This window comes from Cedecea sp. Ae19-4 (genome assembly GCF_059801165.1).
This window is the reverse complement of sequence record NZ_JBCHWG010000002.1, coordinates 143747-156680: the sequence shown is the minus strand read 5'-3', so window position 1 is coordinate 156680 and position 12934 is coordinate 143747. Positions and strand designations below refer to the sequence as shown.

The window sequence follows — 12934 nt, the reverse complement described above, 5'->3', positions numbered from 1 at the left end:
GAGCGGCAATGCAGTATACTCTGCGGGCATAAGAATATCCTGATGCCGGGCGTGGCGCAGGTTAAGCAAAAGCGGAGAGTCAGCTTGCGAGTCAGTCGTTCCCTAACGATAAAACAGATGGCGATGGTGTCAGCCGTGGCCCTGGCGTTTATTTTCATTTTTATCGTCATTCAGCTGTTCCATTTTGTGCAGCAAAACCGCTACGACACCGCCACGCAAATGGAGAAAATCGCCCACTCCGTGCGTCTTCCGCTGTCTGAGGCCATTTTGCGGGCGGATATTCCGCAGGCCGAGGCTATTCTTCAGCAGATCCAACCTTCGGGCATCATCAGCCGAGCCGACGTCGTGCTGCCCAATCAGTTCCAGGCGCTTCGCATTAGCTTTATACCGGAGCACCAAATCCCGATGCTCATCACCCGCGTGTTTGAGCTGCCGGTGCAGATTTCCCTGCCGCTTTATTCCCTCGAACGCCCGGCAAACCCGCAGCCGCTGGCTTACCTGGTGCTACAGGCTGATTCCTGGCGCATGTACCGCATTATCATCAGCACGATTTCCACTCTGCTGACCACCTATTTGCTGCTGGCGCTGATTTTGACCGTGGCGATCAGCTGGTGCATTAACCGGCTGGTGGTGCATCCGATCCGCAAGATTAGCCGCGAGCTGAGTAACCTGAATCCTCAGCAAGCGGGTGAGCACCAGCTCACGCTGCCGCCGCTGCACCATGACGATGAGATTGGCATGCTGGTACGCAGCTATAACCGCAATCAACAGGTTGCCCAGCGTTTTCAGCAGCAAATGAGCGCGTTGAGTACCCATCATCCGGTCACGGAGCTGCCAAATAAGGCGCTGCTGATGGCGCTGATTGAGCAGATGGTGGCGAACGAGAAACGCGGCGCGTTGATGTTAATCGGGAGCGAAACGCTCCAGGATGCGGCCGGCGTGCTGAACGAAGAGCAGCGCGAGATGCTGCTGTTGACGCTGGTCGAGAAAATTAAACCCGTGTTGCCGACCAACGCGGTGCTGACCCAGCTCAGTCAGAATGATTTTGGGCTGCTGCTCTATGGCGTCAGCGACCCGTGGAATGCCATGACGCTGGCACAGAAAATCATGGAAACGCTCAACGCCCGTTTGCCCGTTCAGGCATTGCAACTGAAACCGACCGCCAGCATTGGCATTGCGATGTTCAGAGGGGGCCTCGATGCAGAACAGCTTTATCGCCGGGCGGCTTCGGCAACGCTTGCGGCTCGCCGCTTCGGGAAAAACCAAATTCAGTTCTTCGATCCCGATCAGATGGAGATAGCCCAGCAGCGCCTGACCGAAGAGCACGATATTTTGAATGCGCTTGAGAAGCATCAGTTTGCCATCTGGCTACAGCCGCAGGTGGATATGCGTGACGGGAGCGTGGTCAGTGCCGAAGTCCTGCTGCGCCAGCGCCAGGCTGACGGTAGCTGGAGCCTGCCGGAAGGGCTGATTGAGCGTATTGAAGCCTGCGGGCTGATGATTACCGTCGGTAGCTGGATCCTCGAGGAATCCTGTCGCACGCTGTCTGCCTGGCAAAGCCGGGGCGTTACGCTGCCGCTGTGCGTCAATCTCTCCGCGCTCCAGCTGCTGCATGAAGCCATGGTGCCTTCGCTCCTGGAGCTGCTCAGACGTTACCGAATCCAGCCCGGCACGCTGATTCTTGAAGTTACCGAGAGCCGCCGCATTGATGATCCACAGGCGGCGGTCAATATCCTGCGGCCGCTCCGCCAGGCCGGGGTGCGTATTGCGCTGGATGATTTTGGTATGGGTTACGCCAGCCTGCACCATCTGCACCACATGAAAGCGCTGCCGATTGACGTGCTGAAGATAGACAAAAGCTTCATCGAAGGGCTGCCGGAAGATAACGCGATGGTGGGCGTGATTATCGCGATGGCCAAAGCCCTGGATCTGAAAGTGGTGGCTGAAGGCGTGGAACAAGAAGCGCAGCGCGAGTGGCTGGTGCAGCAGGGGGTTATCTATGCCCAGGGGTTCCTGTATGCCAAAGCGCGCACCCTCGAGCAGTTTGAACGTGAATTTCTTACTGCGTAAATGAAAAACAATAGTTACAAATGTTAAGAGCTGGATCGGTTCAGTTCAAGTTTTTAACAGTTCCGTTAACAAAATCGATCCAGGCCACTTCTGCGTTTTTTTTAGGGTGATATGTTGAGTGCCGCAGTCATACCGGTTCCTGAGCCGGGGCTGCGGTTACTCTCCGTTCAAGGATACTCTAATGAAAACCTCACTCTTCAAAAGTCTGTATTTTCAGGTGCTGACCGCAATTGCCATCGGCATTTTGCTGGGTCACTTTTACCCGGAATTGGGTGCCCAAATGAAACCGTTTGGCGACGCGTTCGTTAAACTGATTAAAATGATTATTGCGCCCGTCATCTTCTGCACCGTGGTGACCGGGATCGCTGGCATGGAAAGCATGAAAGCCGTAGGCCGTACCGGCGCGGTAGCGTTACTTTATTTTGAAATTGTCAGCACGATTGCGCTGATTATCGGGCTGGTTGTGGTTAACGTGCTGCAGCCAGGCGCCGGCATGAACGTGGACCCGGCGACGCTGGATGCCAAAGCGGTTGCGGTTTACGCTGAACAAGCTCAGCAGCAGGGCGTTATTGCCTTCTTGCTGGACGTGATCCCAGGTAGCGTGATTGGTGCGTTTGCCAGCGGGAATATCCTGCAGGTGCTGCTGTTTGCCGTTCTGTTTGGCTTTGCCCTGCATCGCCTGGGCCACAAGGGGCAGATGATCTTTAACGTCATCGAAAGCTTCTCTCAGGTTATCTTCGGCATCATCAACATGATCATGCGCCTGGCGCCTATCGGGGCGTTTGGGGCCATGGCGTTCACCATCGGTAAGTACGGCGTAGGTTCTCTGGTGCAGCTGGGCCAGTTGATCGTCTGCTTCTACATCACCTGCCTGCTGTTTGTGATTCTGGTCTTGGGCTCCATCGCCCGCGCGACGGGCTTTAGCATCTTCAAGTTCATTCGCTATATCAAAGAAGAGCTGCTGATTGTACTGGGGACATCGTCTTCCGAGTCCGTTCTGCCGCGTATGCTCGATAAGATGGAGAAGCTGGGCTGCCGTAAATCCGTTGTGGGCCTGGTCATTCCAACCGGCTACTCCTTCAACCTGGACGGCACCTCGATTTACCTGACAATGGCGGCGGTGTTTATCGCTCAGGCGACCAACAGCCACATGGATATCTTCCATCAGATCACGCTGTTGGTTGTGCTGCTGCTCTCTTCTAAAGGGGCTGCAGGCGTGACGGGAAGCGGCTTTATCGTGCTGGCGGCAACCATTTCTGCGGTAGGCCATCTGCCGGTTGCGGGTCTGGCGCTGATTCTGGGTATCGACCGCTTCATGTCCGAAGCGCGCGCGCTGACCAACCTGGTCGGTAACGGCGTGGCGACCGTCGTTGTCGCGAAATGGGTAAAACAGCTGGATGAAAAGCAACTTCATCAGCAGCTGGATAATCCAAAATCTGACAAAAAAGTGACCGAAGTCTCCCACTAATCCGACCAATTGCCCGCAGCGACTTGCCCTCGCTGCGGGCGACTCTGCATAATCCCCCTAATACCCGTCATACTTCATCCTGCAGGTGTGTTAATTACCGCCTACCTGCAGCTCGAATTATTTAGGGTCTTTATTCTCTATTTTTCACTTTCTTACGTGACGTTTTCGCAGAAATGCGGTCAAACGGATTGGTGAAACGTCACCTATGTCGGTCTGCGGACGTCGAATGCCGGGCCGATGTGCTACTTTTAACCAGGATTGTTTTTAGGGGTTCACATGCAGGGCACCAAGATTCGACTTTTAGCTGGCGGGTTGCTATTAGCCGCAACGGCCAGCAACGTGCAGGCAGAAGCGCTCCAGCCGGACCCGGCCTGGCAACAGGGAACGCTTTCTAACGGCTTCCAGTGGCAGGTTTTGGCCACCCCCCAGCGTCCAAGTGACCGCGTTGAAATTCGCCTGATGGTGAATAGCGGTTCACTCACAGAGACCGCCCAACAAAGCGGTTACAGCCACTTTTTACCGCGCATGCTGTTGACGCAGACCGGCGGTCTGCCGACGAGCCAGGCGCGTTCGTTATGGCACCAAAGCAGCGACCCGGAGCGTCCACTTCCTCCGGCTATCGTCTCCTATGACTTCACGCTGTTTAACTTAAGCTTGCCTAATAACCGCAATGATTTGCTGAAAGAAGCGCTGACGTTTATGTCGACCAATATCGGGTCACTGGCCGTGACGCCGGCAACCGTCACCGCGGCACTGCATGTGCCGGATATGGTCGCAACCTGGCCGATGAACACCAAAGACAGCTGGTGGCGCTACCGCCTGAAAGGCTCCACGCTGCTTGGCCACGATCCGGCTGATAATCTCAAGCGCCCGGTTGATGCCGCGCAGCTGAAAGCGTTTTACGACAAGTGGTACACCCCGGATGCCATGACCCTCATCGTGGTGGGTAACGTGGATAGCCGCAGCGTGGCGGAGCAAATCAACAAAACCTTTGGTGAGCTAAAAGGCAAGCGCGACACGCCTGCGCCTGTGCCAACGCTTTCCCCGCTTAACCCTGAGCCGGTGAGCCTGATGACCGACAGCGTGCGTCAGGACAGGTTGTCCCTGATGTGGGACAACAGCTGGCAGCCGATTCGTGAGTCTGCGGCGCTGCTGCGCTACTGGCGTGCCGACCTGGCCCGTGAAGCGCTGTTCTGGAATGTGCAGCAAAGCCTGAGCAAAAATGGCGTTAAAGACCTCAATCTGAGCTTTGATTGCCGCGTGCTTTATCTGCGCGCCCAGTGCGGGATCAACATTGAATCCCCGAACGATAAGCTGAACGCCAGCCTTACCAGCGTCGGGCGTGAACTGTTGAGAGTGCGCGATAAGGGGTTGTCTCAGGAAGAATTCGACGCGCTGATAGCGCAGAAAAAGAATGAGCTGACGAAGCTGTTTGCTACCTACGCGCGTACCGACACCGACGTGCTGATAAGCCAGCGTTTGCGTTCGCTGCAGAATCAGGTGGTTGATATTGCACCGGAGCAGTACCAGAAGCTCCGGCAGGACTTCCTCGACAGCCTGACCGTGTCGATGCTCAATCAGGATCTGCGTCAGCAGCTGTCTCAGGAGATGTCTATGGTGCTGCTGCAGCCTAAAGGCGAACCTGAGTACAACATGAAGGAGCTGAAAGAGACGTGGGATAAGGTGATGGTGCCGGCTGCGCCGCCGCCGGTGACGGACGATCCTAAGCCGGAAGTTTCGGATATTCCACCGGCTTCTTAGCGGTGGGATTGCCCCTCTCCCCGCAGGGGAGAGGGGGAACTTGCGCAGACATTTTCTTTTCGTCCCCTCTCCCTTCCAGGGAGAGGGTTAGGGTGAGGGTCATCTTATTGGGGCATTGCATCCAGCGGGATAATCGCCCCGCGATATTGAATCACCGTGCCCGCCGTCAAATGACCACGCTTCGCGGCTTCTTCTGCTGTACCCCCGGTTAAACGCACCGCCAGATAACCCGCGCTAAAGGAATCTCCTGCCGCGGTGGTGTCCACGATTTTTTCTTTTGCCAGACGAAGCGCCGGGACGTCGAGTAGATCCTCGCCGCTGACCGAGACCAGGCAAGACTCAGCGCCTCGTTTGATAACCACTTCTTCTACGCCAGCAGCATGCGTCCTGCGAATCACTTCCTCTGCCGGGACTACGCCCCATAGCGCGTCTTCGTCGTCCAGCGTCAGAAACGCAATATCCGTGCAGGCCAGCATTTGCCGGTAAACACGCTGTGTCTCTTCCGGGCTGGTCCATAAGCGTGGCCGATAGTTATTGTCGAAAATGACTTTGCAGCCGTTCGCTCTGGCCTGCTTCAGCATCGCGAAAAGCTTCTCCCGGCTGGCGTTATTGAGGATGGCCAGGCTAATGCCGCTCAGGTAGAGGTAATCAAACCGGGCCAGTTCCGCACATATTTCGCCTGAACGCTCGCTTTCCAGCCAGAACCGCGCCGCTGCTTCGTTACGCCAGTAGTAGAACGTCCGCTCACCGTGGCTATCGGTCTCGATGTAATACAGGCCCGGAAGGCGGTGCTCCAGGCGCTGAATCAATGCCGTGTGCAGGTGTTCCCGTTGCCAGGTGTCCAGCATTTGCTGGCTAAAACTGTCCTCGCCGAGCGCGGTGACATAATGCACTTCCAGCGCGCCTTCGCTGACCTGGCGGGCGAGGTAAACCGAGGTATTTAAGGTATCGCCTCCGAAGCCGCGATGCAGCTGGGCCCCACTTTGAGACAGTTCGATCATGCATTCGCCGATCACGGCAATTTTCTGAGTGAGCATAAGAAACCTGGCGGTTAAATGAACAAAAACGCTGTTTTTCGCATTCTCCGCCGTGGCGAAAAGTGAGTCAAACATTTTAAAACAGCGTTTTGAAAATATTTGATGTACGCCAGGTTATTGTGATTGTGACAAAAATCGCTCCGGCGCATTTTGCTGCGAAAGCGAGCATAAAGTTCTCTATTCCGACGCCGATAACCTTTCGACGAGCCATGTAGCGTTATCAGGGCAAACAGGATGTACAGATGAAGTTGAAGCAGATCACTCACCGGCTGCATACGCTTGAGGCGAGCGTTGAAAGTTTGCAGGAGCGACGATTCTGGCTGCAATGCCAGCGCCGCTACACCTTTCAGCCGATTTACAAAACAGACGGAAAATTGATGGCAGTTGAACTGCTGACGGTGGTCACGCATCCGGCTGAGGCTGACGTACGTATCCCGCCTGACCGCTATTTCTCTGCGATCCCCAGCCGCCAGCGTCTTGCGGTGGTGGAAGAGCAACTGCGTCTGCTGGAAGACTGGGCGCAGACCTTCATCGGTCACGGCATACTGGCCTCGGTGAACGTCGATGGCCCCACTTTAATTGCCATGAAGCAGCATCAGCCGATTCTTGATCTGATCGCCAAACTGCCGTGGGTACGTTTTGAACTTGTGGAGCACATTAACCTGCCGCAGGCGGCAACGCTGGCCGGCATGCACGAGTTTGGTCCGCTCTGGCTTGATGATTTTGGTACTGGCCTGGCTAACTTCTCCGCGCTGAGCGAAGTCCGCTACGACTATATCAAAGTGGCGCGCGAGCTTTTCATCATGCTACGAAAAAGCGATGAAGGACGGAATTTATTTACCATGCTGCTGCAATTAATGAACCGCTACTGCAAGGGTGTGATTGTAGAAGGCATTGAAACGGTTGAAGAATGGCGAGATGTTCAATCTTCGCCTGCTTATGCGGCACAAGGTTATTTCCTGTCGCGCCCTGTCCCCTTCGAAAACCTGGAAAACGTTCTGATTCGCCTCCCCTGATGTCGTTTCGGTCACGCTGAACTATCTTTTAGTCAGGTAGACCAACATCAGGAGAGGTAAGAAGGATGACAAAAACGGGTAAAATTAGCAGCACAGTCGCCGGGATTTTCTTGTTGTTGGTTGTCGTAGCGATCGTGGCGATCGCCACGTTTGACTGGAACCGGCTGAAACCAACCATCAACCAAAAAGTCTCGACAGAGCTGAACCGCCCCTTTGCCATTCGCGGCGATTTAGGGGTGGTTTGGGCACGAAATAAAGACGAGCCCGGCTGGCGCAGCTGGGTGCCTTGGCCACACGTTCATGCCGAAGACATCCTGCTTGGTAACCCACCTGACATCCCCGAAGTCACCATGGTTCATCTGCCCAGCGTCGAGGCAACGCTTGCCCCGCTTTCGCTGTTAACCAAAACGGTTTATATCCCCTGGCTTCGCCTGGTTGAGCCGGATGTCCGTATTATCCGGCTGTCGGACAAAAACAATAACTGGACCTTTAACCTTGCCAGTGCTGGCGGCAGCGATCCCAATCAAAAACCCTCCGGCTGGTCCTTCCGGCTCGACAATATCCTGTTTGATAACGGCCGGATCGCCGTGGACGATAAAGTGACCAAGGCGGCGCTAACGATCCTGGTTGATCCTTTGGGTAAACCGCTGCCGTTTAGCGAAGTGTCCGGCCAAAAGCCACAGGGCAAAGATGCGGCGAAAGCGGCAGATTACGTTTTCGGCCTGAAAGTGAATGGCCGCTACAACGGCCAGCCGGTGGAGGGCAGCGGTAAAATTGGCGGTATGCTGGCGCTGCGTAGCGAGGGCGATAGCGCATTCCCGGTGCAGGCAGATGTGCGTTCGGGGACATCGCGAGTGGCCTTCGTTGGCACAGTTAACGACCCGATGAAAATGGGAGGCGTCGATCTCAGACTCAAGTTCTCCGGCGATTCCCTCGGGAATCTTTACGCGCTGACCGGCGTGCTGCTGCCGGATACGCCTCCGTTTGAAACGGACGGCCATCTGCTGGCAAAAATCGACACGGATAAAGGCTCGGTCTTCCGCTATCAGGATTTTAACGGGCGCATTGGCGACAGCGATATCCACGGTTCACTGACCTACAGCCAGGGTAAACCGCGGCCTAAACTTGAGGGCGATTTAGTCTCTAAACAGCTGCGGCTGGCCGATTTAGGGCCGCTGATTGGCGTTGATTCCGGGAAGGATGCCGAAAAGACGAAAAAAGCCAGACAGCAGCGGGGTGACAGGACGGTGCAGCCAGCCGATAAAGTGCTGCCTTACGATCGCTTTGAAACGGACAAATGGAACGTGATGGATGCCGATGTGCGCTTTAAAGGGCAGCGCATTGAACACAGCGGCACGCTGCCGCTGAGCGACCTCACCACCCACGTGATCCTGAATAACGCTGACCTGCGCCTGCAGCCGCTGAAATTCGGCATGGCGGGCGGCTCCATCAATGCCAACATCCACCTTGAGGGCGATAAAAAGCCGATGCAGGGGAAAGCGGATATTCAGGCGCGTCGTCTGCAGCTGAAGCAGCTTATGCCGAAGGTTGAGTCGATGCAGAAAACGCTGGGCGAGCTGAACGGCGATGCCAATCTGAGCGGACGCGGTAACTCAGTCGCGGCGCTGATGGGCACCAGTAACGGCAGCCTGAAGCTGTTGATGAACGACGGGCTTATCAGCCGTAACCTGATGGAAATCGTTGGCCTTAACGTGGGCAACTACATTGTCGGCAAGATTTTTGGCGATGATGAGGTGCGGATCAACTGCGCCGCTGCGAACCTGGATTTACGCAACGGAATTGCGACGCCGAGAATTTTTGCCTTTGATACTGAAAACGCGCTTATTAACGTCACCGGCAGCACAAACTTTGCCAGCGAACGTCTGGATCTGACCATCGATCCGGAGAGCAAAGGGATTCGTATTATCACCCTGCGTTCTCCGCTCTATGTGCGCGGCACGTTCAAGAGCCCGGATGCGGGCGTGAAGCCGGGGCCATTGATTATTCGTGGCGCAGTGGCTGCGGCGCTTGCCACGCTGGTCACTCCGGCGGCGGCGCTGGCCGCGCTGATCTCGCCTTCTGAAGGAAGTGATAATCAGTGCCGGACGATTTTGGGGCAGATGAAGAAGTAAGGCTGCTCCTCACCTCGGCCCTCTTCCCAGAGGGGCGAGGGGGCATCGTAATCCCCTCTCCCTTTTAGGGAGAGGGTTAGGTGAGGGTAAAAATTACAGCGACTGATGGCGGGTCTCTTTACTCAGCAGCAGCGCAATCAGCGTCAGCGCAGACATCGCCGCCAGATAAACGCCGACATAGAACAGGCCATAATTAGCCTGCAGCCAGGTGGCGATATACGGTGCGACAGAGGCGCCAAGAATGGACGCGACGTTGTAAGAGAATGACGCGCCGGTGTAGCGGACTTCCGTCGGGAACATCTCCGGCAGCAGCGCACCCATCGGGCCAAAGGTCAGCCCCATCAGGCTCAGGCCAATCAGCAGGTAGGCCATCACCAGCGCCTGGTTCCCGGAACCCAGCAGCGGCGGGAAGACGAACAGCGCAAACAGAATCATCAGGCTGGTGATCACAATCATGCTCTTGCGGCGGCCAAAAGCATCCGCCAGATAGCCCGCAATCGGCACCATCACGCCAAAGCCAATCACCGCCATCATCAGCATCCACAGCACCTCATTGCGCGAGAAGCCCAGTCCCGCCGGAACGGGCGCGGTGCTGAAGGTCATGGAATAGACCGTCATGATATAGAACAGCGTATAGGTCGCCAGCATGATGAAGGTGCCGAGGATCGTCGCCTTCAAATGTTTGGTCAGCAGCGTGCCCAGCGGGACTTTAACCTGCTTCCCGGCTTTGGCAATCTTCGCGAATACTGGCGTTTCATGCAGCGAAACGCGGACATAAAGCCCGATAATGACCAGCACCGCAGAAAGAATGAACGGCACGCGCCAGCCCCAGGACATGAACTGTTCGTCGGTCAGCAGCCATGAAAGCAGCAGGAAGGTGCCGTTGGCGAAGAAGAAGCCTATCGGCGCACCCAACTGCGGGAAAGAACCGTACAGCGCGCGTTTGCGCGGCGGGGCGTTTTCCGTGGCCAGCAATGCCGCGCCACCCCATTCACCGCCCAGGCCAAGACCCTGGCCAAAACGGGCCAGCGCCAGCAGAAGCGGGGCGAAGATACCGATGCTGGCATAGCCCGGCAGCAGGCCGATGACAACGGTCGAGATCCCCATCGTGAGCAGGGAAGCGACCAGCGTGACTTTGCGACCGACGCGGTCACCGAAATGGCCGAATAGCGCTGAACCAATCGGACGAGCCACAAAGGCGATGGCAAAAGTGGCGAGAGACTGTAGCGTGGCAGCCGTCGGGTCACCCTGCGGGAAGAAGATGTGCGGGAAGACAATCACCGCCGCGGTGGCATAGATATAGAAGTCGAAGAATTCGATGGCCGTGCCGACCAGCGAAGCAACAACGACTTTTCCGCGTGAGTTAACGGGCGTAGCGTCAGCCCCGGTATCGAGAGTTGTGGCAACGGATGCTTGCATAGATTTTTCTTATTTATGGCGAACGAAAGTCCATTTACGCATAGCAAAAGAAGCATTTCAACGCGCCGCACCGGGCGAAATGGCTCAAAAAACGCGCATTAAGTGGATAATTTTTAAGCCTGCCCGTAACCTTCTATGAAATGCTTCACAAAATTTTCAAAATAGAGAATAAAACTGGTTTTAGGTTAAATAAAAGTTACCAGTTAGATTTATCTGCTGAGTTGGTCGGCTTGTCCCAGCGAGCGCAAAAACTGGCTATCTCACCGGATTGAAATTCCGGCAGGTGCGCCATTAATTTCTCCAGCGGCCAGTCCCACCAGGCGATACGCCCCAGGCTTTCAGCCACCTCCTGCGGGAAACGGCTGCGAATAGGTTTCGCTGGCACGCCGCCAACGATGGTGTACGGCGGCACATCTTTGCTGACCACCGCGCCCGCGGCCAGTACAGCGCCGTCACCTACTGTCACGCCGGGCAGGACGATAACACCGTGGCCAATCCACACGTCGTTACCAATTATCACCCGGTCCTCGCGGCGATGCGCAAAGAATGAGCTATCCCGGCCAACATCAGTGGCGTAGTACTCGGGACAGTAGGTAAAGCGGTGCTGTGACGGGCGATCCATCGGGTGATTGGGGGCGCCAAGTCGAACGTGGTTGGCAATGGCGGTGAATTTACCGATCTCGCTGTCGGCTACGCAGCAGTGTTCCCCGAGGTAGGAGAAGTCGCCGAGGGTGCTGTATTCCAGCACGCTGTTGGCGAGTACTTCACACTGTTCGCCGATGTGTGTTTCGCGCAGGCGAACGCTGGGGTCAATAACAGTTTTTTGGAGTTTGGGTACGGAGGCAGTTGTCATGGCATGTTCTCTGGTCGGAGGTTTAGACAAGTGGACCTGCTAACCTGAAGGTCGGCAGGCCACCTATCCTGACCGGAAATCATGACAGGATTATTTATGCGTTTTTCCCGGCATCCTCGGGTCGTCTTTGTATTCTGCGGTGGCAATCCAGGCCGCGCAGAACAGCGTCAGGCGGGCGAAGAAGTAGAAGAAGGCCATCAGCCCCAGCACCGAGCCAAAAGCGGCCCCGGAAGGGGAACTGACGAGCTTCGGCAGGCTGTAGGTCATTATGATTTTGATCACCTCAAAGCCGATGGCCGCAATCAGCGTGCCGCGAATCAGCGCCTTGCGGCGTGGGCGATGGCGTGGCAGACGCCAGAAGATCCAGAAGAACAGCAGATAGTTGGCAAAAATAGAAATCGCCAGGCCGACCAGATGCCAGACCGGTTTCAGCCATTCGATATCACCCAGGTGCAGCAGGCCGATCAGCAGCGTCTGGGCCGAGCCGGAAATCGAGGTAATAGACAGGGTAACGATCAGCGCAATCAGCAGTCCAATCAATGAGATAAAATCACGCAGGTATTTTACCCAGAATTTTTCCTGATCCTGCGGGCTACGTTCCCACTTATCCCGCGACTGAGCGCGCACCGCTTCACGCAGGTTGCCCATCCAGTTAATGCCGGAGTAAAGCGCAATCAGCAGCCCGACCAGGCCAACGGTGGTGCGCTGCTGAACCGCGGTATTGATGGTGTTTTTCAGGGTGGCGGCAAGCGTCGGGTCACTGACGTTCTCAAGGATTTTGGCAAAAATGTCTTCGAGCAGCGTCGGGTGAGAGGCAAGCACATAACCGCCTACCGCGAAGGCCACCATCATGATGGGGATCAGTGACAGAAACGAGAAGTAGGTAATGGCGGCGCCAAACTGATTCCCCAGCCGGTCGTTAAAGCGTTCTGCGGCGCGGAGCAGGTGGGCAACCATCGGCTGCCTGACCGTTTTGTTGACCGCGGATATGGTGCTGTTCACCGCGGCGTTACTGGTTTTAAGCTTCACCAGCGGTTCATTCTCTGCAGGCTCGCCTGGGGCTTCATCCTGCTGGGTTTCGATAGGTATAACAGGCTCATACTTGAGCTCGTGGGTTGGGCGTTTTTCGCGGTTATCCGGCGTCGTCATCGGGTCAATTTTCCTTTTGCTGTGGCAGG

9 protein-coding genes are annotated in these 12934 nt (G+C 55.9%); 5 read left to right on the top strand and 4 right to left on the bottom strand.

What is annotated here, in order from left to right:
• Positions 1-84: 84 nt before the first annotated feature.
• The 3 genes from hmsP (at position 85) to AAIE02_RS13565 (ending at position 5299) form a co-directional block, all read left to right on the top strand.
• The gene (hmsP, locus tag AAIE02_RS13575; RefSeq protein ID WP_498532756.1) at positions 85-2070 is read left to right on the top strand and encodes a biofilm formation regulator HmsP; all 1986 of its coding nucleotides are present in this window, start codon (positions 85-87) and stop codon (positions 2068-2070) included.
• A 181-nt stretch (positions 2071-2251) separates the two neighbouring features.
• Positions 2252-3538, top strand: a complete 1287-nt coding sequence (locus tag AAIE02_RS13570; RefSeq protein WP_008460613.1) for a dicarboxylate/amino acid:cation symporter — start codon at positions 2252-2254, stop codon at positions 3536-3538.
• A 276-nt stretch (positions 3539-3814) separates the two neighbouring features.
• Positions 3815-5299 (top strand): M16 family metallopeptidase, encoded by a 1485-nt coding sequence (locus AAIE02_RS13565; RefSeq protein WP_008460615.1) that lies wholly within the window; start codon positions 3815-3817, stop codon positions 5297-5299.
• A gap of 104 nt (positions 5300-5403) precedes the next feature.
• Here AAIE02_RS13565 and kdgK read toward each other — a convergent pair whose 3' ends face one another.
• On the bottom strand, positions 5404-6336 hold the full coding sequence (gene kdgK / locus AAIE02_RS13560; protein WP_498532755.1) for a 2-dehydro-3-deoxygluconokinase: 933 nt from the start codon (positions 6334-6336) through the stop codon (positions 5404-5406).
• A 242-nt stretch (positions 6337-6578) separates the two neighbouring features.
• Here kdgK and pdeH point away from each other — a divergent pair, with 242 nt between their 5' ends.
• Together pdeH and AAIE02_RS13550 are read left to right on the top strand one after the other, a co-directional pair.
• A complete protein-coding gene (gene pdeH, locus AAIE02_RS13555) occupies positions 6579-7352 on the top strand; it encodes a cyclic-guanylate-specific phosphodiesterase (protein ID WP_213713567.1) in 774 nt (257 codons plus the stop codon).
• A gap of 65 nt (positions 7353-7417) precedes the next feature.
• Positions 7418-9484 (top strand): AsmA family protein, encoded by a 2067-nt coding sequence (locus AAIE02_RS13550; protein WP_498532754.1) that lies wholly within the window; start codon positions 7418-7420, stop codon positions 9482-9484.
• Between the two features lie 93 nt (positions 9485-9577).
• Here the strand turns inward: AAIE02_RS13550 and AAIE02_RS13545 are convergent, their stop codons facing one another.
• The 3 genes from AAIE02_RS13545 to yhjD all read right to left on the bottom strand — a co-directional run bounded on the left by AAIE02_RS13545 (position 9578) and on the right by yhjD (position 12905).
• Entirely contained in the window at positions 9578-10903 is a 1326-nt protein-coding gene (locus AAIE02_RS13545; protein WP_039288941.1) for an MFS transporter, read from the bottom strand.
• Positions 10904-11099: 196 nt separating this feature from the next.
• Positions 11100-11756 (bottom strand): DapH/DapD/GlmU-related protein, encoded by a 657-nt coding sequence (locus AAIE02_RS13540; RefSeq protein ID WP_498532753.1) that lies wholly within the window; start codon positions 11754-11756, stop codon positions 11100-11102.
• A gap of 90 nt (positions 11757-11846) precedes the next feature.
• Positions 11847-12905 carry an inner membrane protein YhjD gene (gene yhjD, locus AAIE02_RS13535; RefSeq protein ID WP_498532752.1) on the bottom strand — a complete coding sequence of 353 codons (1059 nt, stop codon included), beginning with the start codon at positions 12903-12905 and terminating at the stop codon, positions 11847-11849.
• Positions 12906-12934 lie beyond the last annotated feature (29 nt).